Source organism: Pseudomonas sp. 22072 (assembly GCF_052046095.1).
GTDB classification, from domain to species: domain Bacteria; phylum Pseudomonadota; class Gammaproteobacteria; order Pseudomonadales; family Pseudomonadaceae; genus Aquipseudomonas; species Aquipseudomonas paracarnis.
In genome coordinates this window covers 23,062-48,879 of record NZ_JBQEQE010000006.1, presented here as the reverse complement: position 1 = coordinate 48,879, position 25,818 = coordinate 23,062, and the positions used below count along the sequence as shown (strand labels likewise).

The following is a 25,818-nucleotide window of genomic DNA, read 5'->3' as shown; positions in this document are numbered from 1 at the left end:
CAGTATACAGGCTGTTGAGTGGCGGTCAGTGCCCGGCGGTTTTCGAGAACAGCTGAATCACCACCACGCCCAGCACAATCAGGCCCATCCCCAGCATCGCCGGTACATCCAGCTTCTGCCCATAGATGAACAACGCCGCGATGCTGACCATCACGATGCCCATCCCGGCCCATACCGCGTATGCCACGCCGACCGGCACGGTGCGTACCACTAGGGTCAGCATCCAGAACGCCACGCCGTAACCGACGATCACCAGCAGCAACGGGATAGGGGTGCTCCAGCCTTTGATGGCTTTCATGGAAACGGTGGCGATCACTTCCGAGCAGATGGCGATGGCCAAGTAGTAGTAGGCGGCATTCATGGGGCAATCCTCGACGTGATGCGCATTTGATAAGGTCGGCATTCTAGAGGTTCGCCAGATGGGGTAAAGTCATTACCTATCTGGAATTGAGATGGGTTGAGCCATGAGCGTGCAATGGGATCTGGAGCAGATGCGGCTGTTTGTCAGCGTCGCCGAGCAGCGTTCGTTTTCTGCCGTGGCCCGTGGGCAGCGCAAGGCGCAATCGGCGGTCAGCAGTGGCATTGCCCTGCTGGAGGCTGACTTGGGCGTTGTCCTGTTCGACCGTAGCAGCGGCCGGCAACCGCGCCTGACCGAGGCCGGCAGTGTGTTGCTGGAGGAAGCGCGTGAGGTGCTGCGCCAGTGTGAGCGCCTCACGGGCCGGGCGTTGTCGTTGACCCGCGGCGAGGAAGCCTGCCTGCGCCTGGCTCAGGATGAGGCGATGTTGTTCCAGCCTGTGCTCGACAGCCTGGAGGCGCTGGCGGTGCACTACCCGCTTTTAGAGGTGCAGTTGTCCAGCGCGGCTCAGGGCGATGTGGCGCGCAAGCTGGTGGAGCGCAAGGCGGACCTGGGGCTGTTGTTCTATCACGATCAGATTCCCGAAGCCCTGGAGCGAAGGGTGGTGGGCAGTGTGGAAATGGTCACGGTGTGCGGAGTCAATCACCCGTTGGCCAAGGAGCAGTACGTGACGTGCCAACACCTGGCCCAGTTTCGGCAGTTGCTGATGTCGACCCAGACCAGCGTCTACCCCGGCAGCGAGGCGGCCAGCCCCTTGGTATGGCGTGCTGACAGCTTCTATGTATTGGCCGAATGGCTGATGAGTGGCCTGGGCTGGGCCTGGCTGCCTCGGCATATCGTGCAATACCCGACCTACCAGCAACAGATGGTCGAATTGGCCAGCGAATGGACCCCGCCCGCCCTGGTGGTGGAACTGGTGTGGCGCCGCGACGAGCACCTGGGGCCCGCCGCTCGCTTCTTGGCCAAACGTTTTGCCGAGTGCTTGCAGGCGATCGACTGAAAAAGCCGATAAACTCCGCCGCCATGAATAGAACTCTCTACAGCTGTCTGTTTTACCTGGCGCTGCCGTTGGTGGCTTTACGCTTGTGGTTGCGTGCGCGCAAAGCGCCGGCCTATGCCAAGCGGGTGGGCGAGCGGTTTTCCTATGGCTTGCCGGTGATGCGGCCCGGCGGGATCTGGGTGCACGCGGTGTCGGTCGGCGAAAGCATTGCCGCCGCCCCGATGATTCGCGGCTTATTGGAGCGTTATCCACAGCTGCCGATGACTGTCACCTGCATGACACCCACAGGTTCCGAGCGTATCCAGGCGCTATTTGCCAACGAACCGCGCATCCAGCACTGCTATTTGCCGTACGACTTGCCCTGCGCCGCCAAGCGTTTTCTCGACCGCGTGCAGCCTACGCTGGCGGTGATCATGGAAACCGAGCTGTGGCCCAACCATATCCATGCCTGCGCCCAGCGCGGTATCCCGGTGGCGCTGGCCAATGCGCGGCTGTCGGCGCGTTCGGCCAAGGGGTATGCGCGATTTGCCAAGCTGACGGCGCCGATGCTGGCAGAAATGAGCTTGTTCGCGGTACAGACCGAGACAGAGGCCGAACGTTTTCGCGGCCTGGGCGCACGGCCTGAAACCGTGGAAGTGACCGGCTCGATCAAGTTCGACCTGAGCATCGACTCTCAGTTGACGGCCCGCGCCGCCGCCCTGCGTGAACAATGGGGCGCCAGCGAGCGTCCGGTCTGGATCGCCGCCAGTACCCACGAAGGTGAAGACGACGTGGTGCTGGCAGCTCATCGCCAGTTGCTGGCGAACTATCCCAATGCACTGCTGATTCTGGTGCCCCGTCATCAGGAGCGCTTTGGCCCGACGTTTGAGCGCTGCGTGCAGCAAGGGTTTGCCACCGTGCGTCGCTCCAGCGGTGAGCCGGTCACCGAGCAAACCGCGGTGCTGCTTGGCGACACCATGGGCGAATTGCTGTTTCTTTACGCCCTGGCCGACAGCGCATTTGTCGGTGGCAGCCTGGTGCCGACCGGCGGGCACAACCCGCTGGAACCGGCGGCGCTGGGTAAACCGCTGATCATGGGCCCGCATGTCTTCAACTTCCTTGACATCACCGCGATGATGCGCGACGCCGGGGCTTTGCGAGAGGTGGACGATGCCGATGGGCTGGCCGAAGCGGTGCGACAGTTGTTTGAGTTGCCCCAGGACGCACGCAAGATGGCGCAGGCTGGGCTCAAGGTGATGCAGGCCAACCAGGGCGCGTTAAAGCGTTTACTGGATGGCTTGGACAAACTGATCAAACACTGACCACACCAACCCAATGTGGGAGCTGGCTTGCCTGCGATAGCATCACCTCGGTGTACCAGATATACCGAGGTGTCTGCATCGCAGGCAAGCCAGCTCCCACATGGGTTCGGCGGTGCGCTTAATAGCCGGGGCGGGCCTTGAGCTGTTCGGCAGCGGCTTTGGCGAGGTCCGGCGGCAGGAAGTCTTTGTCCGGGTTGTAGTCGGCCTTGAGGTAGCGCGCCAGATCCTGCAAATCCCCTGGGTTGAGCGTGCCTGCCGCCTGCTTCAAGCGCAGGTTATCGAGGATGTAGTCGTAGCGGCTGTTGTTGTAGTTGCGCACCGACGCGTACAACTGGCGCTGTGAATCCAGTACGTCGACGATGTTGCGCGTGCCCACCTGATAGCCGATTTCCGTGGCTTCCACCGCGCTCTGGTTGGAGATGATCGACTGACGGCGTGCCTGTACCTGCTCCACATCGGTGTTGACTGCACGGTGCAGGTTACGGGTGTTTTCCACTACCTGGCGGCGTAGGCCTTCGCGCTGTTGCTCGGTCTGGTCGAGGCGCGAATAGGATTCGCGCACTTGCGAACTGGTGAGGCCGCCGCTGTAGATCGGGATGTTCAAGCGCAGGCCGACGGTGCGTTGCGACACATCGCCACCGTACGGGATGGGCAACTGATTCGGGTTGCTGAAGCCCAGGGCGTCGTTGTCGCCTTTTTCGTATTGCGCAACCGCATCGAGCGTCGGCAAGTGGCCGGCTTTGCGCTGCCGAAGGGTTTCTTCAGCGGCGGTTACCGCGTAATTGCTGGCGAGCAGGTTAAGGTTCTGGCGCCCGGCAGTTTCGACCCAGGCCTTGGCGTCGTTCGGTGCCGGCGGCAGCACCGGCAGCGTGTGGACGATACCCTGGATCGAGTTGTATTGGCGGTTGGTCAGGGTGATCAGCGCTTCGAAAGCGTCGTCCACCTGGCGCTGAGCCAGGATACGGTTGGCCCGTGCAGTGTCGTAGCTGGCTTGTGATTGCAGCACATCGGTCTTGTCCGATAGGCCCACATCGAAGCGTTCGTTGGACTGGTCGAGCTGGCGCTTGAAGGCATTTTCTTCGGCCTTGGTCGACGCCAGGTTGTCCTGGGCGCGCAGCACGGCGAAGTAGCTCTCGGCACTTTGCAAAATCAGGTTCTGCTCGGAAGCCGACAGTTGCAGCGAGGCTTGCTCGTTAACGGCTTGGGCGGCTTGCAGCTGGAACCAGCGGTCGGCACGGAACAGCGGCTGGCTCAGGGTGGCCCGCCAGGAGTGGGCGTCACGGTTGGCCGTGGCGGCCGGTTGGTCGATCTGGGTACGTACGTTATTGCTGTCGGCGCCGGCCGACAGATTCGGCAGCAAACCTGCGCGGGCCTGGGGCACCACTTCTTTTTGCGCGCCGTACTGCGCACGGGCAGCGGCCAGGTCGGCGTTGTTGTGCGCCGCTTCCTGATAGACGCTGACCAGGTCGGTATTGGCGGACAAGGGCGCTTCAGCTGCCCAGACCAGTCCGTTGGTCGCACAAGACACGGCAACAGCCAGTGAGAGTTTGCGCAGCATGAGGCGATCCCTAGTAAGAATATTACGGTGATAATTCAGCGCCCAAGGCTAAGGCTGGCCATGCCTGGCGTCAAGCCTTGAGGCCGTGCCCGAGTGTAGTGGCCGTACCGTCACACAACAATCCCACGATCACGCCATTCATCACGCTGAATGCACCGCTATTGGCAATTTGCCCACGCCATGGTCTAGACTGGCCGCGTTCTTGTCGGGGTGCCTTGTTGGAAGGCTGAGATCGGTAAATACCGGATCCCGTTGAACCTGATCAGGTTAGCGCCTGCGTAGGGAACAAGATTTCTCGTCACCCGGCGAGTCCTCTTGTGCTTCGTCCGGGATGTTGTTCGACAATCGAACAGCCCTCGTGCGCCAAGCACAGCACTGGTTACAGTGCGTCCGTCCGTCACAGGTTCGCTCCGACAAAAATCCACCGCCTGGATAAGTTGGAGAGCCTGTGATGAGTACAAAACTAAAAAATACCGTGCACCTGAGTGAATCGGCCAAGGTCGACTCCGGCTCCGTGCAGCCATTTACCCGCTCGCAAAAAATCTACGTGCAGGGCTCCCGCCCGGATATTCGCGTGCCGATGCGTGAAATCAGCCTGGATGTGACCCCCACTGAGTTTGGTGGCGAAATCAACGCCCCTGTAGTGGTCTACGATACCTCCGGCCCCTATACCGACCCCAATGTCATCATCGACGTGCGCAAAGGCTTGGCCGATGTGCGCTCGCCGTGGATCGAAGAGCGTGGTGACACCGAGCGGCTGGCCTGCTTGAGTTCACGCTACGGCCAGGAACGTCTGGATAACCCCGACCTGGCCTACCTGCGCTTTGCCCACCTGCAAAACCCGCGTCGGGCCAAGGCCGGCGCCAACGTCAGCCAGATGCACTACGCGCGCAAAGGCATCATCACGCCAGAAATGGAATACGTGGCCATCCGCGAAAACATGAAGCTTGAGGAAGCTCGCGCCAGCGGCCTGCTCAAGCAACAACATGCCGGGCACAGCTTCGGCGCCAGTATTCCGAAAATCATCACGCCCGAGTTCGTGCGCGAAGAAATCGCTCGCGGCCGCGCAATCATCCCGGCCAACATCAACCACACCGAGCTGGAACCGATGATTATCGGCCGTAACTTCCTGGTGAAGATCAACGGCAACATCGGCAACAGCGCCCTGGGTTCGTCCATTGAAGAAGAAGTGGCGAAGATGACCTGGGGCATTCGCTGGGGCTCGGACAACATCATGGACCTGTCCACTGGCAAGCATATTCATGAAACCCGCGAGTGGATTATCCGTAATTCGCCCGTGCCGATCGGCACCGTGCCTATCTACCAGGCCCTGGAAAAAGTCGACGGCGTTGCCGAAGACCTGACCTGGGAGCTGTTCCGCGACACCCTGATCGAACAGGCCGAGCAAGGCGTGGACTACTTCACCATTCACGCCGGCGTACTGCTGCGCTACGTGCCGCTGACCGCCAATCGCGTCACCGGCATTGTCAGCCGTGGCGGCGCGATCATGGCCAAGTGGTGCTTGGCCCATCACAAGGAAAACTTCGCCTACACGCACTTCGAAGAGATCTGCGAAATCATGAAGGCCTATGACGTCAGCTTCTCCCTGGGGGATGGCCTGCGCCCGGGGTCGGTGGCCGATGCCAACGACGCTGCGCAATTCGGTGAACTGGAGACTCTGGGCGAGCTGACCAAGATCGCCTGGAAGCACGACGTACAAACCATGATCGAAGGCCCCGGCCATGTGCCGATGCAACTGATCAAAGAGAACATGGACAAGCAGCTGGAGTGCTGCGACGAGGCGCCGTTCTACACCCTCGGCCCGCTGACCACTGATATTGCGCCGGGCTACGACCACATCACCTCGGGTATCGGTGCGGCGATGATCGGCTGGTTCGGTTGCGCCATGCTCTGCTACGTCACGCCCAAGGAGCACTTGGGGCTGCCGAACAAGGATGACGTGAAGACCGGGATCATCACCTACAAGATTGCGGCCCACGCGGCCGACCTTGCCAAAGGCCACCCTGGCGCGCAGATTCGCGATAACGCCCTGAGCAAGGCGCGCTTCGAATTCCGCTGGGAAGACCAGTTCAACCTCGGCCTGGACCCGGATACCGCACGGGCATTCCACGACGAGACGTTGCCCAAGGAATCGGCCAAGGTCGCGCATTTCTGCTCCATGTGTGGGCCTAAATTCTGCTCGATGAAGGTCACCCATGAGGTGCGTGAGTACGCGGCCAACCAGCGCATCGATGCGGTGGATGTGGATGTGGCCAAGGGCTTGGCCGAGCAGGCTGAGCGGTTCAAGCAGGAAGGTAGCCAGCTCTACAAAAAGGTCTGATCCATAGGCGGCGGTGCCTGCACCGCCGTCATCGCAGGCAAGCCCGGCTCCCACAGTTGGCCTAAGTGGACACAGATTTTGTGTTCACAGCCGGTCCCCTGTGGGAGTCGGGCTTGCCCGCGATAGCGATCTGACAAACACCCAATCTCCCCCTGCAATAACAACCGATCAGCGGCGTGCCGGCATCAGCTCAGGCTTGATCACGCCGGTGAGGCGCGTATAGGGCAGGGTGATTTCGATCAGCCCCTGTGCGTAAGGGGCGATGGTGCTGACGTTGTACTTGAGCACCACACCGCCGCTGGTCAGGGCCACGTTCGGGGTTTTCTGGAACGGCCAGCTCTTCACGAACTCCGGATCGCGGTCCATCTTGGTGCCGATCAACCAACTGTTGTGGGCGACTTTCGCGGTATTCCAGAAGGCCTGCTCTTGGCCGGGCAGCAGCATGTCGGCCAGGGTCAGTTCCTTATGCAGAATCCGTGAATAGTTGATAAACCCCCGGCCTGGCTCGCCGTGGGCGACGCCGGTGTCCAGGTAACTGGACACTTCAACGATCACCAGTCCGTCATGCTGGTCACGTACCTTGGCTTGCAAGTACATGCCATGGCGGTCCGGCGACTCACGCAGGAAGGTGTTCCGGTAGGCGTTCAGGCTCGCCGGTACGCTGGCGCCAGGCGTGGTGCGGGTCATTTGCAGCAAACGCTGTTCCACCAGGCTGTCGAGTTGTGGCTCGGTGGGGAAATGCACGGTGTCGATGTTCACCAGCGGGCAGGCCGGGCTGTCACAGCCGGGCTTGATCTGCTCCGATTTGTCGGTGGTAACGTCCAGCGGCTTGAGATAGGCCGGTTGGAACAGGCTCTGGCAAGCACCCAGGGTCAAGGCAATACAGGCCACGGAGGCGATTTTTAAAAGCGACATGTGTGTCCTTCGTAAATCGATGGAAAGCGAAAAGAGTAGCGCTTGGACTGCCAACGTGGCCGCCAGTTCGCCACTAAACTGATTGCAGCGAGTTTGACGCTCGCCGCCTCTCCCGGCAACCGCAAAGGGGCTGCATCAACGGGCGTCGGCGCGTTAGGATGGCGCCCATTGCACGAGCTTAACGAGGGACACCATGACGGACATCGCGAAGTCGACGCCGAACAAGATCGAGATTGTTCAGCGTGACAATGCCTATAAAGGCTTCTACAAGCTCGATCGCGTGCAACTGCGCCACGAAAAATTTGACGGCGGCATGAGCCGGGTGATCAACCGCGAGGTGTTCGTGCGTCACGACGCCGTGTGCGTGCTGCCCTACGACCCGCTGCGCGATGAGGTGGTGTTGATCGAACAGTTCCGCGTCGGCGCCATGGGCCGCGCCGACAACCCCTGGCTGGTGGAGATGGTCGCCGGCCTGATTGACAAGGATGAGCAACCCGAGGAGGTTGCACACCGCGAGGCCGAGGAGGAAGCTGGGCTGACATTCTCCGCGCTGTGGCCGATCACCAAGTATTTCCCGTCGCCGGGCGGCAGTACTGAATTTGTCCACCTGTACCTGGGCCGATGCGACAGCTCGGGCGCGGGTGGTGTCCATGGATTGGAAGAAGAAGCAGAAGACATCCGCGTAACCGTCTGGGCATTCGAAGATGCCTTGCAGGCGGTGCGCGATGGCAAGATTTCCAACGCAGCCAGCATTATCGCCCTGCAATGGCTTGCGCTTAATCGCGCGGAAGTGAGGGGGTTATGGCAGTAAAGGCACGGGAACGTTATCGAGTTGACCTGATCGGGCTGCAAGCGGCCTGCGAGGCCAACTATGCGCGGCTGATGCGCCTGCTCCCCGACATGCGCCACGCCCCCCAGGCGCGGCGCATTGCTGTCACCCATGGCGACCAGATGCTCGGTGTGCTGACCCTGGAAGTCATTCTCACCTGCCCGTACACCACCACCCTGCGGGTGCGCCAGGAACACAGCCTGCCGTGGTTGCCGGTGCCGCAACTGGAAGTACAGGTCTACCACGACGCCCGTATGGCCGAAGTGATCAGCGCCGAGCACGCACGACGCTTTCGCAGCATCTATCCTTACCCGAATGTGTTCATGCACCAGCCCGATGAGAAAGCACAGCTCAATGTGTTCCTCGGCGAATGGCTCAGCCACTGCCTGGCCTTGGGCCATGAGTTTGAAGTGGTGCGGTAGAGGTGAACTGTGCCTGCTTCCTTGGGTTTCCTCTTTGTGTCCTGCCCCAGCATAATCGCGCCAAATGTCCATTCCTGTAGTTGCCAGGGAGAGCGCCTTGCCGAGCGTATCCGCCGTGAATCCTGATGCCGTGTTGCTGGTGCAGTTGTCCGACAGCCATCTGTTTGCCGACGCTGACGCCACGCTGCTGGGCATGAACACCCGTGAAAGCCTGCAGCGGGTGGTCGAGTTGGTGCGTGCGCAACAGCCGGCCATCGACCTGATACTGGCGACCGGCGACTTGTCCCAGGACGGCACGCTGGCGTCCTATCAACAGTTTCGCGATTTGACCGCTCCCCTTGGCGCCCCGGCGCGCTGGATTCCCGGCAACCACGACGAACCGCAGGTCATGGCCCAGGCTGCCATGCACAGTGATTTGCTCGAGCCGGTGGTGGATATCGGCAACTGGCGTATTACCCTGCTGGATTCGGCGGTACCCGGGTCGGTACCGGGTTACTTGCAAGACGAGCAACTGCAACGGCTGGCGCAGGCCTTGAGCGAAGCGCCGGACCGCCATCACCTGGTGTGTTTCCACCATCATCCGGTGCCCATCGGCTGTGCATGGATGGAGCCGATTGGCCTGCGCAACCCCGAGGCGCTGTTTGCCGTGCTTGAGCGCTTCCCGCAGACCAAGGCATTGCTTTGGGGCCATGTGCATCAGGAAATCGACGGCGAGCGCAACGGTGTGCGACTGCTGGCTTCGCCGTCCACCTGTATCCAGTTTGCGCCAGGGAGTGAGGATTTTCAGGTTAGCGAGCAGGCACCGGGTTATCGCTGGTTGCGCTTGCATGGCGACGGACGGTTGGAAACGGGGGTGGAGCGTTTGGTCGGCTTCGCATTCACCGTCGATTACGGCAGCAACGGCTATTAAGACCTGCAAACACTGATCAAAGGGTGGGAGCTGGNACCTGGCGCTGACTCGTTGACTGAATCGCCGCCATCGCAGGCAAGCCAGCTCCCACATTGGGTCCGCTTCTGCCTGCATTCCCTGTAAACTGCGCCTCTTTGGCCCCTGCACGGAGAGCCCGGCATGTCCGCTTCGATCCTGTATATCCACGGTTTCAACAGTGCGCCGGCTTCCAACAAGGCCAGCCAGTTGACCACTGTGATGGGCACCCTTGGCCTCTCCGACCAGCTACGTGTACCGGCGCTGCATCACCACCCTCGTCAGGCGATTCTTCAATTGGAGCAAGCGATTGCGCAACTGGGCCGGCCACTGCTGGTCGGCAGCTCACTCGGCGGCTACTATGCAACCCATCTTGCCGAACGCCATGGCCTCAAGGCGCTGCTGGTCAACCCGGCGGTCAGTCCCCATCGGATGTTCGACGGTTACCTGGGCACCCAGAAGAACCTCTACACCGATGAGACCTGGGAATTGACACAGGACCACGTCACGGCCCTGGCCGAGCTGGAAGTACCGGCGCCCCAGGATGCCGCGCGTTATCAGGTGTGGTTGCAGACCGGGGACGAAACCCTGGATTATCGCCTGGCCCAACAGTATTACCGGGCCTGCGCCTTGCGCATCCAGGCCGGTGGCGACCATGGTTACCAGGGGTTCGCCCAGCAATTGCCGGCACTGTTGTGCTTTGCCGGCATTGGCGCAGATCAGTTTCAATCCTTCGATTTTTCGTCACTGTAGAAAATCGCAGGTCACTTTTTAATCGAACGACTCACGACGAGACCCCATGGCCACTCCCAGCGCTAGCTCTTATAACGCCGACGCCATCGAAGTCCTCTCGGGCCTCGACCCGGTGCGCAAACGCCCCGGCATGTATACCGACACCAGTCGGCCGAACCACCTTGCCCAGGAAGTCATCGACAACAGCGTCGACGAAGCCTTGGCCGGGCACGCCAAGTCGGTGCAAGTCATCCTTCACGCCGACCATTCCCTGGAAGTGTCCGACGATGGTCGTGGCATGCCGGTGGACATTCACCCCGAAGAGGGTGTGCCGGGCGTCGAGCTGATCCTTACCAAGCTCCATGCCGGCGGCAAGTTCTCCAACAAGAACTACCAGTTCTCCGGCGGTTTGCACGGTGTGGGTATTTCCGTGGTCAACGCGCTGTCGACCCTGGTGCGGGTCAAGGTCAAGCGCGACGGCAACGAGTACCAGATGACCTTCGCCGATGGCTACAAAGCCACCGACCTGGAAGTGATCGGTACCGTTGGCAAGCGCAACACCGGCACCAGCGTGTACTTTGCGCCGGACCCCAAGTATTTCGATTCGCCCAAATTCTCCATCAGCCGCCTCAAGCACGTGCTCAAGGCCAAGGCTGTGTTGTGCCCGGGGCTGCTGGTCAGCTTTGAAGACAAAGGCACCGGCGAGAAGGTCGAGTGGCACTACGAAGACGGCCTGCGTTCCTACCTGGAAGACTCGGTCAGCGACTTCGAACGCCTGCCCAACGAGCCGTTCTGCGGCAGCCTGTCGGGTAATAAAGAAGCGGTGGACTGGGCGCTGCTGTGGTTGCCCGAAGGTGGCGACAGCGTGCAGGAAAGCTACGTCAACCTGATCCCCACGGCCCAGGGCGGCACCCACGTCAACGGTTTGCGCCAAGGCTTGCTGGATGCCATGCGTGAGTTCTGCGAATATCGCAGCCTGTTGCCGCGCGGCGTCAAGCTGGCGCCGGAAGACGTGTGGGAACGCATCGCGTTCGTGCTGTCGATGAAGATGCAGGAACCGCAATTTTCCGGCCAGACCAAGGAGCGCCTGTCGTCCCGCGAGGCAGCGGCGTTTGTCTCTGGCGTGGTCAAGGACGCCTTCAGCCTGTGGCTCAACGAGCATCCCGAGCTGGGCCTGGCCCTGGCGGAGCTGGCGATCAACAACGCCGGCCGGCGCTTGAAGGCCAGCAAAAAGGTCGAGCGCAAGCGCATCACCCAGGGCCCGGCACTGCCGGGCAAACTGGCCGATTGCGCCGGGCAAGACCCGATGCGTTCCGAGCTGTTCCTGGTCGAAGGTGACTCCGCCGGCGGTTCCGCCAAGCAAGCGCGGGACAAGGAGTTCCAGGCGATCCTGCCACTGCGCGGCAAGATCCTCAACACCTGGGAAGTCGACGGCAGCGAAGTGCTGGCCAGCCAGGAAGTGCACAACATCGCCGTGGCCATCGGGGTCGACCCGGGTGCAGCGGACATGAGCCAGCTGCGCTATGGCAAGATCTGTATCCTCGCCGACGCCGACTCCGACGGCCTGCACATCGCTACCTTGCTGTGCGCGTTGTTTGTGCAGCACTTCCGCCCATTAGTGGATGCCGGTCACGTCTACGTCGCCATGCCGCCGCTGTATCGCATCGACCTGGGCAAGGAGATTTTCTACGCTCTGGACGAAGCCGAGCGCGATGGCATCCTCGACCGCCTGGTGGCCGAGAAGAAACGCGGCAAGCCACAGGTCACGCGATTCAAGGGCCTGGGTGAGATGAACCCGCCGCAACTGCGCGAAACCACCATGGACCCGAACACCCGGCGCCTGGTGCAGTTGACCCTGGAAGACTTCGCCGCTACCTCGGAAATGATGGACATGCTGCTGGCTAAGAAACGCGCTGGCGACCGCAAGACCTGGCTTGAATCCAAAGGCAACCTGGCCGAGGTTCTGGGCTGATGCGCACAGGCTTCGCCCTGGCGATCCTGATGTTGAGCGGGCTGGCGGTCACCCAGGTGGCCGCAGCCAGCGTGGCAGAGCTCAAGCTGGTCTCGGAACACCCGGTTGACGGCATGCGCGGTGGGAACCTGTCGGGCCTGGCGTTGTGTGGCAACGAGCTGTGGACGGTTTCGGACCGCGATGACGACCAGATTTACCGCCTGGATACCCGTGCGCCGACGTGGAGCGCGCAAGCGCTGAAGATCGACGTGCCGCCCGTGCCCGAGTCCGGCCTGCCTTGGGGCTTGCGTTCGCGCACCAAGGCCGCTTCGTTCATACGTGGTGGTGACCTGGACTTTGAAGGCATCAGCTGTGATGCCGCAGGCAACCGTTACATTGTCAGCGAAGCCCATGCCGCGGTGTTGCAGGTGCCCGCCACGGGCGCGCCGGAGTGGTTGAAAATCGCGCCGGGCATGGTGCGTGAAGCCAGGGCCAGTGGCATGTTGCTGCACTTTAATGCCTTGTTCGAAGGCTTGGCGGTAAACCCTGAAGGCAATCAGATCTGGCTGGCTGCCGAGCGTGAACGCCGTGGCCTGGTCTCGATCAAGCGTGGGCAGAGCGTATGGGATTGTGATGGCCGTTGTGTATTGTTGAGCGAGGCCGGCCAGGAAGTGCAACCGGCGCAGTTCCCCAACGCCAAGGCCGTGTCCAAGGACTTTGCCGACTTGTCGCTGTTCAACGGCAAGCTGTTTACCCTGGAGCGCAATGCGTTCCAGATCTGCCGGCGCGACCCGCTCACGGCCAAGGTTGAGCTGTGCTGGTCGTTTGCCGACGACACCCTGACGCCACAGCGACGTTACCCACAGTCGTATGGCCTGGCTGAGGCCCTGTTGGTGGATGCTGACGGTGCCTGGGTTGGGATCGACAACAATTTCGGCCCGCGTGCCGATGGTGAAAAACGTCCGATGGTCTATCGTTTTGCCGCTCCGGATGGCGGCTGGAGTGCCCAGCCATGAGTCGAGATTTTTTTGAATTGAATCAGCGCAGCGGCAGTTCCGCTGCGCCTTACCCCATGATGAGGCCCGCATGAGTGACATCCTCGCAGACAGCTTAGATGGCGTAGAACGCCGGTCGCTGGCTGAATTCACCGAAAATGCCTACCTCAACTACTCCATGTACGTGATCATGGACCGTGCCTTGCCGCATATCGGCGACGGCCTGAAGCCCGTGCAACGGCGCATCATCTACGCCATGAGTGAGTTGGGCCTGGACGCCGATTCCAAGCACAAGAAGTCGGCGCGTACCGTCGGTGACGTGCTGGGTAAATTCCACCCCCACGGCGACTCGGCGTGCTATGAAGCCATGGTGCTGATGGCCCAGCCGTTCAGCTACCGCTATACCCTGGTGGACGGCCAGGGTAACTGGGGTGCACCGGATGACCCCAAATCCTTCGCCGCCATGCGTTACACCGAGGCGCGGCTGTCGCGTTATTCCGAAGTGCTGCTCAGCGAGCTGGGCCAGGGCACTGCCGACTGGGGGCCGAACTTTGACGGCACCCTCGACGAACCCCTGGTGTTGCCGGCGCGTTTGCCGAATATCCTGCTCAACGGCACCACCGGTATTGCGGTCGGCATGGCCACCGATGTGCCGCCGCACAACCTGCGCGAAGTCGCCACTGCCTGCGTGCGCTTGCTGGATGAGCCCAAAGCTACGGTCGAGCAGCTCTGCGAGCATATCCAGGGCCCGGATTACCCGACCGAAGCAGAAATCATCACGCCGCGCGCGGACCTGCTGAAGATGTACGAAACGGGCAAGGGCTCGGTGCGTATGCGCGCGGTGTACCACATCGAGGACGGCGACATTATTGTGACCGCGCTGCCGCACCAGGTATCGGGTGCCAAGGTGCTGGAGCAGATCGCCGCGTTGATGCAGGCCAAGCCGTCGAAATTGCCACAAGTGGCCGACCTGCGTGACGAGTCCGACCATGAGAACCCGTGCCGTATCGTGATCATCCCGACCAACAGCCGGGTGGATCATGAAGTGTTGATGCAGCATTTGTTTGCCAGCACCGACCTGGAGTCCAGCTATCGGGTCAACGTCAATATCATCGGCCTGGACGGCAAGCCGCAGTTGAAGAACCTGCGCAATCTGCTGGTGGAATGGCTGGAGTTCCGCGTACAAACCGTGCGCCGCCGCCTGCAATTCCGCCTCGACAAGGTCGAGCGCCGCTTGCATCTGTTGGACGGTTTGCTGATCGCCTACCTCAACCTGGATGAAGTGATCCATATCATCCGTACCGCCGAGCATCCGAAGGCCGAGCTGATCGCGCGTTTCGAGCTGAGCGAAATCCAGGCGGACTACATCCTCGACACCCGCTTGCGCCAGTTGGCACGCCTGGAAGAAATGAAACTGCGCGATGAGCAGGATGCCCTGCTCAAGGAACAAGCCAAGCTGCAAGCCCTGCTGGGCAGCGAAGCCAAGCTCAAGAAGCTGGTGCGCAGTGAGCTGCTCAAAGATGCGGAAACCTATGGCGATGACCGTCGCTCGCCTATCGTCGAGCGCGCTGAAGCCAAGGCCCTGACCGAAACCGAGCTGTTGCCCAACGAGAAAATTACCGTCGTTCTGTCGGAAAAGGGTTGGGTTCGCTCCGCCAAAGGGCATGATATTGACGCAACCGGCCTTTCGTACAAAGCCGGTGATGGCTTCAAGACCGCTGCCGCCGGGCGTTCCAATCAGTTCGCGGTGTTTATCGACTCGACCGGGCGCAGTTATTCGGTGCCGGCCCACACCCTGCCGTCTGCACGGGGGCAGGGCGAGCCGTTGACCGGGCGCCTCACGCCGCCGCCGGGGGCGAATTTCGAGTGCGTGCTGTTGCCGGACGATGATTCGCTGTATGTCATCGCCTCCGACGCCGGTTACGGTTTCGTGGTCAAGGGTGAAGACCTGCAGGCCAAGAACAAGGCGGGCAAGGCGCTGTTGAGCCTACCGAACAACGCCAAGGTGATTCTGCCGAGGCCGGTGGAGGATCGTGAAAGCAACTGGCTGGCGTCGGTGACCACCGAAGGGCGCTTGCTGGTGTTCAAGATCAGCGACTTGCCGCAGTTGGGCAAGGGTAAAGGCAACAAGATCATCGGGATTCCCGGTGACCGGGTGGCCAGTCGCGAGGAGTATGTGACTGACATCGCCGTGGTCCCGGAAGGCTCTACCCTGGTGCTCCAGGCCGGCAAGCGCACGTTGTCATTGCGCCCTGACGACCTTGAACACTACAAGGGTGAGCGTGGCCGGCGAGGTAACAAACTGCCACGAGGCTTCCAGCGAGTGGATGCCTTGCTGGTCGAAACGCCGGTTTAAGCGGTACTAGAGGCCTCGATCTACGATTTAACGCGTAGATCGATGCTTTCGCGCTGGAGTCATGGCGCATATTCACGGATGATATGGCCTTTCCAGCGCCGGCGTGGCCGAGCGTGTTCAGGTTATTTTTAGTATTACATTGTGGTTCGCCTTGTGGCAGCCACTTGGATGGGATGATGACTGCTCCACGCCTTCCTCTATTTTTGATGCTCGCTGGCCTTTTGGGGTTGGCGGGTTGCAGCACACATCAACCGGTGTCGCTGTACCAGCTGGACAGCGGAAGTCCGGCTCAGCCAGCCCAAACCGCTGGCATGGCAGTATTGCTGGGGCCGGTAGTCGTTGCCGATTACCTGCAACGCGAAACCCTGCTTCAACGTCAGAACGACGGCAGCCTGCAAGGTTCCACAGATGGTCGTTGGGCCGGTAGCCTGTCGTCGGATATCAACCAGTTGATGTTGCGTCAGGTCGCCGGCCAGTTAGACAGCCAGCGAGTAGTCCTGGCGCCGGGACCCTCCGGGTTCACCCCGGATGTACAGGTGTTGCTGACCATTACGCGGCTGGATTCCGGCAAGTCGCAACCGGCGATCCTGGATGCACAGTGGCGCCTGATCGACCGTCGCGGGCAGGTGCGGGACAACCGCATTGTGCACCTGCAGGAAGAACACGCCGGCACCACTGCGTCCCAGGTCCAGGCCCAGGGTGTGCTGTTGCAGCACTTGGCACAGCAGTTGTCGGTGGCGCTCAAACCACTGGCCAACCAGCCGCCGATTGCCGAAGCGCAGCCGCGTAAACAGGCCCCCGCCCAGGCCAAGCCTGCGGCCCCGGAAAAGCCGAAGATGCCGATGGCCACGCCGATTCGTACGGATCTGGAAGTGTTCAGGTTCTGATCTGAAATTTATTTTTGAAAAAGCCCGCCAAGCCCGCGGGCTTTTTCATGCCTGCTGTAAAACGCCAGCGCCTAATTCTGCGTACCTGTTAATTCTGACAGTATCCAGCTGCGCATAAGGTCTCTAGTGTGATTTCAGTCCTATCTCTTAAGGTACTGAACTCATGAAAAAAATATCGATCTTCCTCGCTTGGTTTTTTTGTAGTGCATTAAGTGTTGCTCTCATGGGCTGTAGCCATGAAGTTAATCGTGAATTTGGCGGCCTTGAAAATGATGAACTTCCGCCCGCCGAAGGTGAACTGTCAAGCTTGAGTCAGATAATCCGCCCTGTGACGGGCACCAAGAGGATGCTGGTCACGGTAACCCATTGGCAGGGAGAGCGAGTGTTGGACAGGGATCAGGTGGAGTTGCATACGCTGTCTACTGATCCTAATTCATTACGCTCTTATATTCTGGCTGCGTCCGGTGGAAAGCTGAAGTTGGAGGGGCGGGTAGTGGAGGCGACGTCTGGACCGAAGCCTGAGGGATGCTCTATGTCCACGTCTATCGCGGAGGGTCGCAAGACTGCCGAAAAGAATGGCCTTAATCCCGATGATTTCGACTATGAAATTAACATCGTTAACTGTGGCGGTGGCGCCTTGGCCTTTACCCCCGGTAGGCATGTTGGAGTGTTTGGCAAGGCAGGCTCACCGCATGTTTACAAGCACGAGCTTGGTCATAATTTAGGCTTTCGTCATGGGGGAAGCCTCATAGGCTGCCCCCGCAATGGCGCGTCTGTGAGTGCGCCTGTTGATTGCACTTACGTTGAGTATGGAGACACTGGTGACTCAGTGTCAGGTGGTGGCACGCTTTATCCTGCGGTCAGCCGCCGCTATGCCGGCTGGCTGGATGATGGCCAGGCGACGACTATCACGCGCACCGGCCTTTACAGTTTGAAGGTGTTGGGACGCGAAGGCCCGCAGCTGTACCTGATCAAGATCCCTGAAACCCATTCGCCCGGTGGGGCCTACTACCCGTTGTTGTCGCTCGAATACAGGAAACCTACGGTCTTTGATAACTTTCCGGAGAATGACAACCGGGTCAATGGCGTGTGGATGCGTTATGCGAGGGAGCAAGGCGTGCAGAATGTGCAGATTGATGCCACGCCAGAGACGCCAAGAACCAACGATCCTACCTTACTTACGGGGCAGACATTTGAGGACTCTTCCGGCAAGGTTAAAGTGCTTGTGTGCAGCGCCGGGCCGGACGAGGCGATAGTCGCGGTCGCGCTTGATGGGGCGGGTTTTCCTTACTGTACAACCACGGTCCCCGCTCCCGTCATTGCGGTCCCTCTCGAGGGGGCCAGCACCGGTAAACAGCCAGTATTTGCCGGCACTGCCTGGCCTGGCGCACGTATTGAAATAGTAAATGCTTCCAAGCCCGAGGAAGTCGTGGGCACAGCCATTGCTGATGGCAACGGCAACTGGTCGGTGTACTCGCTGTCAGTGCATGATGTTGGCAGTTATTCTTATACTGCCCGACAAACTTTTGGGGGAAGAACCTCGGTGTTATCTGGCAATCGCAGCTTCAAGGTGGCTGAACTGAGCGTGCCTGCGGCAATAATCGAGACCCCCGCCCAAAATGTCGAAGTTGGCCGCCTGCCGCAAGTGTCAGGTACCGGTGTTCCTGGTGCTACTGTGATGTTGCTTAAATCCAACGATCCTTACAATCCGCTGGCCACTACTAGGGTCGATGGCTATGGCCGCTGGTCAGTGCGCATAGAGCGCCCTCTACCGATAAGTCCACCCGCCTTTACCATGACCGGCTATCAAACCCTTGATGGAAAACGTTCGGGTTGGCTGGCGAACAGGACACTCAAGGTTGTTAATGTACCTGATCCGGCGATTATCCAAACGCCGGCCCAAAGCGTCAGAACGGGCCGCCGGCCTTTTGTGACAGGTACGGGTGTAGCAGGTGCTACTGTTGTGTTGATGCAGTCGTACAAACCTGAAAATATTTTAGCCACTACTACCGTCGATGGTTATGGGCGATGGGCCACGCAGGTTGATAATCCGCTGCCGATAAGCCCACCAGCCTTTACCATGACTGGATATCAGTCGATTGAGGGGAAAAGATCCGGTTGGTTGGCCAATAGAACTATCCAGGTTGTCGATGCTCCCGATCTGGCGATTATCGAAACCCCTGCACAAGGTGTGAAAACAGGACGTCGGCCAGTTGTGTCAGGTAGTGGTATTGCGGGCGCGACCGTCGTGTTGCTCAAATCGGGTGACCCGTATAACGCCTTGGCGACCACCACTGTCGATGGCTATGGACGCTGGTCGGTGCAGGTTGATCAGCCTCTGCCGGTCACAAACTCCTTTGTCATGACGGGCTATCAGCAGCTTGACGGTAAAATCGCCCGCTGGTTGGCGAATAGGACCTTCCAGGTAGTGCAGGTTCCCGATGCTCCGGTTATCGAAACCCCTGCCGAAAACCAGACCGTTGGCCGCCAGCCTCTTGTAAAAGGCACTGGCGTTGTGGGGGCCGTGGTTGAGTTGAATCAGGAGAACAGGCCCGGAATTCCACTTGGGTACGCGGTTGTCGATGGTTTTGGACAATGGTCTGTCCAGATAGAAAGGCCGCTACCCGTCGGGTCCAACTTTAAAATGAGTGGGTATCAGCTTTTGGACCAGGTCAGGTCAGGCTGGATTCCACGCCGAACCATTAATGTCGTGGATAGCAAGAAAATCAAATAGTACTCGAAAGCCCGCAGGTGTTCGTTCTCTGCGGGCTTGTGATCATCAATGCATTAGTCTTGGAGTCGACCCTTGTTGCGGGTCTCATGCATCCGCGCCAATTGCCGCTCCAGCATCGATGGATACGGCTCCATCAAGCGCTCCACACAGCTGGCCCCTTCAGGGCTGGCAATCGGGCGGATACGTGCGCGTTGGCGGATCAACGTGTCCTCACTGATCTTGCGCTCCACCAACAGCAGGTTACGGCTGTGCTGGGACAAGGCCAGGGCATCCTGGGCGATTTCGGTGAGTAGCAGGTCGATCTGGCTAATGCCAAACAGATCGTCACCCACGGTTAGACCCAACTGCAGTTGCAGGGTAATGCCGCTGTCGGCCACTTCGATCTGCAGGGCATGGCCCAGGGCGCGCAACAGCTCGCCGCAGCAGATGGCATTGGTCAGGTAGTCCTCGCCGCTGTCTTCACTGTGGAACAGCATCAGCGTGCTGCCATCGTTCAGGGTGTGCAGTTCGCTCTGGTAGAGCGAAGCGGCCTGGTCGAGGCAGTCGCGGTAGCGTTCGAGCAGTTCGGTCAGGCGGGCACGGGGCAGGCGGCGCAGTTGCTCCTGGGCGCCCAGTTGCACGGCGAGTACGGCACTGTGCTGTGGCTCGGCGTTCTTGACCGCAACGGGTTTGGGCGCAGCGACTGGGGCGGCTGCCGAGGTGTCGCGCAGGTCGGCGAACGGGTCTTCGTCGTCCAGTTCGTCTTCCTCGGCCTTGATCACATGGCGCGGCGCAGGCTTGAGGCCGGCCACCGGGGCGCTTTCGTCGAAGCCTGGGTCGCGCAGGTCGCGCACTTCAAACTCAGGCTCGTCGGCGTAGTCCTCGGCGTCGTCGTACTCAGGCTCGGGCTCGACTTCAGGCGCTTTTGGCTCCGGGGCAAAGCTGGCGTGGAGCTGGCGCGCGAGGTCGCCGATTTCGTCCTGGCGATCAGTGGCCGGGGTGTGTTCGTCGATATCCCGCAGCCAGATGCGCAGTTGCATCAACGGCGTGGAGATATGCCGGCCCAGGCGCAGGCTCAAGGCCAGGGCCAAGGCCAGTAGGATCGCGCTCAGAATGCCCATGCTTTGCAGGCTGATGGTCATCGGCTGCTGGAACTGTTGCATATCAAGGCTGATACGCAGTTGGCCGGCCTTCACGTCCTGGAACGTAATATTACTCTGATACAGGCCTTCGGCCTCACCGAGCAGACCGTTTTTCGGGCGTTGCCCGGCCTCGGCCATGATCCGGTTGTCCACGCTATAGATAGCGGCGTGGGCCACGAGCGGGTTCTTGGTCAGGTTGTTGAGCAACACGTTGAGGCTGAGGATGTCGTTGGATACCAGCAACTCAGTCGCCGAAGTGGCAGTCTGGGTTGTCAGGCTCGCGCCCAGGGCGTCAGCTTGCTCGTGCATGGCCTGCTTGAACTGCAAACCCATCACGCAGGCGTAGATCACCAGGGCCAGAGCGACCAGGATCACGTTATGGCTGGCGATGCGCAATGCAATCGGTACACGGCGATGGCGCAGTGCCCGGAAGATCAGCAGGAAGAAGTTATCGGTTTTTACTGGCGTGGGCCGGTTCACTTGCGCTCGGCTCTTGGTCCGTGAAGTTGACGCGCAGTATAGCGACAGGCCCATGGCCGGCAAAGCGCTGGCTGTGCCCGATGGTCACTGAAAGTGGGTAGAATGCGGTTTTTTTCCAGCCTGGGGGTGCGCTTTGCGCGAAATTGTCCTGATCAACATCACGGGTGAAGACCGGCCGGGTCTCACCGCAGCCATTACCGGCGTCCTGGCCCAGGGTGGTGTGAACATTCTCGACATCGGCCAGGCGGTGATCCACGACACCTTGTCGTTCGGCATCCTGGTGGAGATCCCCAGCACCGAACAGGCCTCCTCGGTACTCAAGGACATCCTGTTTACGGCGTATAAGCTCGATCAACAGGTACGTTTCACCCCGGTGTCCGAAGCTGACTACCAGCACTGGGTCGAAGGCCAGGGTAAAAAGCGCCATATCGTCACCCTGTTGACCCGCAAGGTAACGGCTGAGCAGTTGCAGCGCGTCAGTTCGATCACCGCGCAATACGGATTGAATATCGACCATATCGACCGTCTGTCGGGTCGCATGCCCTTGGACACTCCGGCTGACAAAGGCAAGGGCTGCATCGAGTTCTCCGTGCGCGGTGAACCGGCTGATGCGCAAGCGCTACGCGCTGATTTCCTGAGCGTGGCCCAGGAACTGAATGTCGATATCGCCTTCCAGGAAGACTCCCTGTTCCGTCGCAACCGCCGCTTGGCGGTGTTCGACATGGACTCCACCTTGATCGAAGCCGAAGTCATCGACGAGCTGGCCAAGGCGGCCGGTGTGGGCGAGCAAGTCTCGGAGATTACCGAGCGCGCGATGGCCGGCGAGCTGGATTTTCGTGCCAGCTTCAAGGAGCGTCTGGCGCTGCTCAAAGGCTTGGACGTTGGCGTGCTGGATTCGATCGGCGCGTCGCTGCGCCTGACTGAAGGCGCCGAAACCCTGTTCGCCGAACTCAAGCGCCTGGGCTACAAGACCGCCATCCTGTCCGGCGGCTTCACTTACTTTGCCAAGCAGTTGCAGGCCAAGCTGGGCATTGACTATGTATTCGCCAACGAGCTGGAAGTGGTGGATGGCAAAGTGACTGGCGTCGCGGTGGAGCCGATTGTCGACGCCCAGCGCAAGGCCGACCTGCTCAAGGAATTGGCCCATAAGGAAGGCTTGCGCCTGGAGCAGACCATTGCGGTCGGCGACGGCGCCAATGACTTGCCGATGCTGGCGATTGCCGGGTTGGGCGTGGCCTTTCGCGCCAAACCGTTGGTCAAGCAGTCAGCCAAGCAGGCGATTTCGACCTTGGGGTTGGATGGCGTGTTGTATCTGCTGGGCTTGCGTGACCGCGACGGTCAGCTATAAGCCGATCTCACTGTCACTGATCGTTCCCACGCTCCGCGTGGGAGCGCCTCCAGTGACGCTCTGCGTCACGCTTTGGGCGCAGAGCGCCTCGGGCTGCATTCCCACGCGGAGCGTGGGAACGATCAACTGCAATATCAGGCTTTAGCAGCGGCGATACCCTGGCCCATCTGCACCGGCGTACCCGCTGCCAGTTCTTCAGCCCACTTCACCTGGTCCGGCCCGAACAACACGATGGCGGTCGATCCCAGTTTGAAGCGACCCAGCTCCGCACCTTTCTCCAGATGAATCGGCGCGCGGGCCGCTTCGTCGTAGCGGAAGGTTTTCAGCTCGCGTTTCGGCGGCGTTACCAAACCGGCCCACACGGTTTCAATCGACGCAACGATCATCGCACCTACCAACACCACGGCCATCGGGCCGCGTTCGGTGTCGAACAAGCAGACAACGCGCTCGTTACGGGCAAACAGTTCCGGCACGTTTTCGGCGGTGGTCTGGTTGACCGAGAAAATCCGCCCTGGCACATACACCATCTCGCGCAGGGTACCGGCCAGTGGCATATGTACCCGGTGGTAGTCCTTGGGCGACAGGTAAATAGTCGCGAAGTCGCCGCCCATGAACGGCGCAGCCATTGCCGCATCGCCACCGAGCAGTTCCAGCACGCTGAAGCTGTGGCCCTTGGCCTGGAAGATACGACCATGTTCGATCGGGCCTAGCTGGCTAACCGCGCCATCGGCAGGGCTCAGCACTGCGCCTGGGGTTGGATCCAACGGACGGGCGCCGTCTTTCAGCGCGCGGGTGAAGAAGGCGTTGAAGTGCTCGTAGGCGGTCAGGTCTTCCACCAGGGCCTGGGACATGTCCACCTGGTAGCGCTTGGCGAACCAGGCAGTGAATGCGTTCTTGAACCAGCGCACGCGGCACTCGGCGATACTGCCGGCCAGGCGCGACAGCAAGTGGTGCGGCAGCAAGTACTGGCTGAGGATAAACAACTGCTTTTTCATAACTGTCCTTAAACCTTAAATCTCAACGGGGGTGTCGGGGTGGTTGCCCCATTCGCCCCAGGAACCGGCATAACCTTTGACTCGCGGATAACCGAGCGCCTTGGCCACCAGGTAGGTGAAGCCAGAGCGGTGGTGAGTCTGGCAGTGGGTGATGATTTCTTTGTCTTTGGTCAGCCCGAGGTCTTCGAGGATTTGCGGCATGTCACGGCGGATACGCAGGCTGCGCGCCTTGTCCATGCCGGCGGTCCATTCGAAGTTCACCGCGCCGGGAATGTGGCCGCCCTTGGCTGCGAGCACTTTCTCGCCGGAATACTCCAGCGGGCCACGAGCGTCCCAGATCCCCAGGTCGGCCGCGCCGAGGCGGCTTTGCAGGTATTCGCGGGTGGCTGTGGGGCCGTCGTGCAGCGTAAGGCTGACCGGGCCGCCGGCTGCTGGGGGCACATCGGTGGAAAGCGGGTGCCCTTCCTCCAGCCAAGCCAGCAGGCCACCGTCGAGGTAGTGATATTTCTGGTGGCCGATCACGTCGAGCATCCAGATAAAACGCCCGGCCCAACCGCCGCCTTCGTCGTCGTAGACCACATAGGTGGCGTCCGGGGTGTGGCCCAGTTCGCCGAACAGTTTTTCCAGGTCGGCCTTGCTTGGTAGCAGGCCGGGTGCCGGTGGCTGTCCCAGTTGGGTGCGCTTGGGGTCAACGAAATGCGCGCCGGGGATATGCCCTTCGGCGTAGCGGGCGATACTGGTGAGGTCTACCAGTATCAAGTGCTTGGAATCGAGGCGACCCAACAGGTCGGCGGATTCGATCACCAGCGGCAAGCCAGAGAAGTCAGGCATGTGAGGTCTCCTGGGCACAAATGTTGGCGATAAAGGCCGGTGATTGTAGCGCAAGCATCAGGCGCTGCGGTTGGTAAAGCTGTGCAGGGCTTTCTCGATGCATTGGGCGGTTTTGCCGAACGCCTGCACGGTGGTTTCCGAGAACGGCCCGCCGCCCTGGTCCGCCACGATCAGCATGACCACACGGCCGTTGCAGCTTAGTGAGCGCAGCAGCAGATGCTCGCCAATAAACAGACGACGCAGGATCGGTGGCAGCAATGCGGAAAACTGCGCATGGTTGTCGGGGTTCAGGCGTACCTGGGCGGACTTTTCCAGCAGGCGTTGCAGCAGTGTGCTATTGACCACATCCAGGCTCAGGTGAGCCGCGTCCTTGGGCAGGCCGTCGGCCTGGTGTACACGCAAGGTGCTCAAGGCGCGATCTGCCATGAATATCAGTACCCGCTGCATGCCACTTGCCACCAGGGCTTCCTTGGCGCAAGTGGTCAGGTGCATGGCGTTGGCAAAGCGGCTCGGCTCCACCAGCAACTCGGTGCAACGCGTGCGCCACACGGCCAAGGCTTCGGCAGTGGGCGGTGGTGCAGGCAGCAAGCCGCGATGGACTTTCTGTACGTGCCACGGCCAGATCAGCGACAGCGCCGGGTGCCAGAGGTCGGGCATCAAGGTGGTACGAGCACTGGTCACCGCTTGTTGGTGGGCTTGCTGTTGCACATCGCTTAACGGCGTTTGCAGGTACAGCGCCGTCAGGTATTGCCAGCGCTCAGTGTGCGGGCAGGTCCAGGATTCCTGGGCCGACATCGCCAGGCCGTTGGCCAGCAACACGGTGTTGGCCGGCTGGTTCAGCCAGCGTCGCAGGTTGGGCTCGGCATCGAGCAATTGCTGGTGGCGCAGGGCATCGTCTTGACGGGCAATGTGCAGCGCCTTGACCAGCAGGCGTTGCTCGGCCAACAGCAACTTGTAGCCCTGTGAAACCCAGATCGGCAGGTGCCAGGCTTCGGTCAGGCCCAGGCACAGGTCAAGCAAACGCACGCCGAACAGCTGTTGCTCGACCTGGCGCGCCGATTGGCCTTTATGGATCACCCGCAACTCCCACTCCTCCAGGAGCTTGGGGTAGGCGACGGCCATCGGCCACAGCGGCGACAGAAACAGCAGGCTGCCCCAGTGGATGTCCTGCCACAGCCGCGCCAGGCGACTGCCGAACAAACCGTTGGCTTGCTGGGATGCGTGCTGACTGATCAGCAGCAGTTGACGCAAGGCCACGGGGATTTCCCGGGCGGGTACCGAAGGCAGGCGCGCCAACAACTCTTCGGCACGTTTGAGGCCAAGACGGTTAAGTGCGACTTCAAGGTTTTCTGCAGGTTCGGTCAGGCTGCCGTGGGCGTGGCTGTTGGCTTCGCGCATCACGCTCAGCACAAGGGCCGGACTGTTTTGCATCAGCTCAGCAATTTCTCGCAATGAACTGCGGCTATCGCGAATGGCTTTACACACACGTTCATGGCTGGCCTGGGGCACGGGCAGCAGCACGTCGTCCAGGCACTTGATCCAAGCGGCGAGGGTAGTGGGGCGGTTTGTTGGGACTGTCGTTTCAATTGCCATGATTGGGGCGCGATCATCACTTGCGTTCAACACGCCCGGAACGGGCCGAATTGGCTTTTCGCCTTAACGGGCTATAGTCTGGCGCAGTTTTGCCGATAAGTAGAACAAGAGTTTTCTGCTGCACCCCATATGTCCATGAACCCGACGGC

At 60.6% G+C, this 25,818-nt stretch carries 20 protein-coding genes and 1 riboswitch; of the genes, 13 read left to right on the top strand and 7 right to left on the bottom strand.

The window, feature by feature from the left end:
• Positions 1–25 precede the first annotated feature (25 nt).
• Positions 26–361: a DMT family transporter gene (locus ACTJLA_RS08180; RefSeq protein ID WP_003188013.1), complete on the bottom strand. Its 336-nt coding sequence runs from the start codon at positions 359–361 to the stop codon at positions 26–28.
• 103 nt (positions 362–464) lie between these two features.
• Here ACTJLA_RS08180 and ACTJLA_RS08175 point away from each other — a divergent pair, with 103 nt between their 5' ends.
• A complete protein-coding gene (locus ACTJLA_RS08175; RefSeq protein WP_054918871.1) occupies positions 465–1,355 on the top strand; it encodes a LysR family transcriptional regulator in 891 nt (296 codons plus the stop codon).
• Positions 1,356–1,378: 23 nt separating this feature from the next.
• Positions 1,379–2,656, top strand: a complete 1,278-nt coding sequence (gene waaA, locus ACTJLA_RS08170) for a lipid IV(A) 3-deoxy-D-manno-octulosonic acid transferase (protein WP_072445876.1) — start codon at positions 1,379–1,381, stop codon at positions 2,654–2,656.
• Positions 2,657–2,774: 118 nt separating this feature from the next.
• Here waaA and ACTJLA_RS08165 read toward each other — a convergent pair whose 3' ends face one another.
• A complete protein-coding gene (locus ACTJLA_RS08165; protein WP_014716646.1) occupies positions 2,775–4,214 on the bottom strand; it encodes a TolC family outer membrane protein in 1,440 nt (479 codons plus the stop codon).
• Positions 4,215–4,410: 196 nt separating this feature from the next.
• Positions 4,411–4,516: riboswitch (TPP riboswitch) on the top strand.
• A 149-nt stretch (positions 4,517–4,665) separates the two neighbouring features.
• Between ACTJLA_RS08165 and thiC the strand changes: the two genes are divergently transcribed.
• The gene (gene thiC / locus ACTJLA_RS08160; protein ID WP_034125634.1) at positions 4,666–6,555 is read left to right on the top strand and encodes a phosphomethylpyrimidine synthase ThiC; all 1,890 of its coding nucleotides are present in this window, start codon (positions 4,666–4,668) and stop codon (positions 6,553–6,555) included.
• Between the two features lie 168 nt (positions 6,556–6,723).
• On the opposite strand, the gene ACTJLA_RS08155 is transcribed toward thiC, so the two are convergent.
• Positions 6,724–7,470, bottom strand: coding sequence for an RsiV family protein (locus tag ACTJLA_RS08155; RefSeq protein ID WP_314545930.1), 747 nt, complete (start codon positions 7,468–7,470; stop codon positions 6,724–6,726).
• Positions 7,471–7,663: 193 nt separating this feature from the next.
• On the opposite strand from ACTJLA_RS08155, the gene ACTJLA_RS08150 reads away from it, so the two are divergent.
• From ACTJLA_RS08150 to ACTJLA_RS08110, 9 genes are all read left to right on the top strand, one after another.
• On the top strand, positions 7,664–8,281 hold the full coding sequence (locus ACTJLA_RS08150; protein ID WP_034125636.1) for an NUDIX domain-containing protein: 618 nt from the start codon (positions 7,664–7,666) through the stop codon (positions 8,279–8,281).
• Positions 8,272–8,721, top strand: coding sequence for a DUF1249 domain-containing protein (locus ACTJLA_RS08145; protein WP_003188022.1), 450 nt, complete (start codon positions 8,272–8,274; stop codon positions 8,719–8,721). The genes ACTJLA_RS08150 and ACTJLA_RS08145 overlap by 10 nt, the downstream gene beginning before the upstream one ends.
• 97 nt (positions 8,722–8,818) lie before the next feature.
• Positions 8,819–9,631: a 3',5'-cyclic-AMP phosphodiesterase gene (gene cpdA / locus ACTJLA_RS08140; protein ID WP_034125637.1), complete on the top strand. Its 813-nt coding sequence runs from the start codon at positions 8,819–8,821 to the stop codon at positions 9,629–9,631.
• A gap of 159 nt (positions 9,632–9,790) precedes the next feature.
• Positions 9,791–10,399, top strand: coding sequence for a YqiA/YcfP family alpha/beta fold hydrolase (locus ACTJLA_RS08135; RefSeq protein ID WP_014716651.1), 609 nt, complete (start codon positions 9,791–9,793; stop codon positions 10,397–10,399).
• Between the two features lie 46 nt (positions 10,400–10,445).
• Positions 10,446–12,350, top strand: a complete 1,905-nt coding sequence (gene parE, locus ACTJLA_RS08130; protein ID WP_003188026.1) for a DNA topoisomerase IV subunit B — start codon at positions 10,446–10,448, stop codon at positions 12,348–12,350.
• Positions 12,350–13,345: an esterase-like activity of phytase family protein gene (locus ACTJLA_RS08125; protein WP_314545938.1), complete on the top strand. Its 996-nt coding sequence runs from the start codon at positions 12,350–12,352 to the stop codon at positions 13,343–13,345. The genes parE and ACTJLA_RS08125 overlap by 1 nt, the downstream gene beginning before the upstream one ends.
• A gap of 70 nt (positions 13,346–13,415) precedes the next feature.
• Positions 13,416–15,680 (top strand): DNA topoisomerase IV subunit A, encoded by a 2,265-nt coding sequence (parC, locus tag ACTJLA_RS08120; RefSeq protein ID WP_034125639.1) that lies wholly within the window; start codon positions 13,416–13,418, stop codon positions 15,678–15,680.
• 173 nt (positions 15,681–15,853) lie between these two features.
• Positions 15,854–16,567 (top strand): PqiC family protein, encoded by a 714-nt coding sequence (locus ACTJLA_RS08115; RefSeq protein WP_032873461.1) that lies wholly within the window; start codon positions 15,854–15,856, stop codon positions 16,565–16,567.
• A 163-nt stretch (positions 16,568–16,730) separates the two neighbouring features.
• Complete coding sequence (locus ACTJLA_RS08110; RefSeq protein ID WP_314545945.1) at positions 16,731–19,301, top strand: hypothetical protein; 2,571 nt, start codon at positions 16,731–16,733, stop codon at positions 19,299–19,301.
• A gap of 53 nt (positions 19,302–19,354) precedes the next feature.
• Here ACTJLA_RS08110 and ACTJLA_RS08105 read toward each other — a convergent pair whose 3' ends face one another.
• Positions 19,355–20,902 carry a HAMP domain-containing protein gene (locus tag ACTJLA_RS08105; RefSeq protein WP_054896258.1) on the bottom strand — a complete coding sequence of 516 codons (1,548 nt, stop codon included), beginning with the start codon at positions 20,900–20,902 and terminating at the stop codon, positions 19,355–19,357.
• A 133-nt stretch (positions 20,903–21,035) separates the two neighbouring features.
• On the opposite strand from ACTJLA_RS08105, the gene serB reads away from it, so the two are divergent.
• Positions 21,036–22,250, top strand: a complete 1,215-nt coding sequence (gene serB, locus ACTJLA_RS08100; protein WP_003188034.1) for a phosphoserine phosphatase SerB — start codon at positions 21,036–21,038, stop codon at positions 22,248–22,250.
• Between the two features lie 134 nt (positions 22,251–22,384).
• Here the strand turns inward: serB and asd are convergent, their stop codons facing one another.
• From asd to ACTJLA_RS08085, 3 genes are read right to left on the bottom strand one after another with little or no spacing between them, the layout of a single operon-like run.
• Positions 22,385–23,245 (bottom strand): archaetidylserine decarboxylase, encoded by an 861-nt coding sequence (asd, locus tag ACTJLA_RS08095; protein WP_060764581.1) that lies wholly within the window; start codon positions 23,243–23,245, stop codon positions 22,385–22,387.
• 15 nt (positions 23,246–23,260) lie between these two features.
• Positions 23,261–24,076: a rhodanese-like domain-containing protein gene (locus ACTJLA_RS08090; RefSeq protein ID WP_034125642.1), complete on the bottom strand. Its 816-nt coding sequence runs from the start codon at positions 24,074–24,076 to the stop codon at positions 23,261–23,263.
• A 57-nt stretch (positions 24,077–24,133) separates the two neighbouring features.
• On the bottom strand, positions 24,134–25,669 hold the full coding sequence (locus tag ACTJLA_RS08085) for an HDOD domain-containing protein (protein ID WP_314545953.1): 1,536 nt from the start codon (positions 25,667–25,669) through the stop codon (positions 24,134–24,136).
• Positions 25,670–25,818 lie beyond the last annotated feature (149 nt).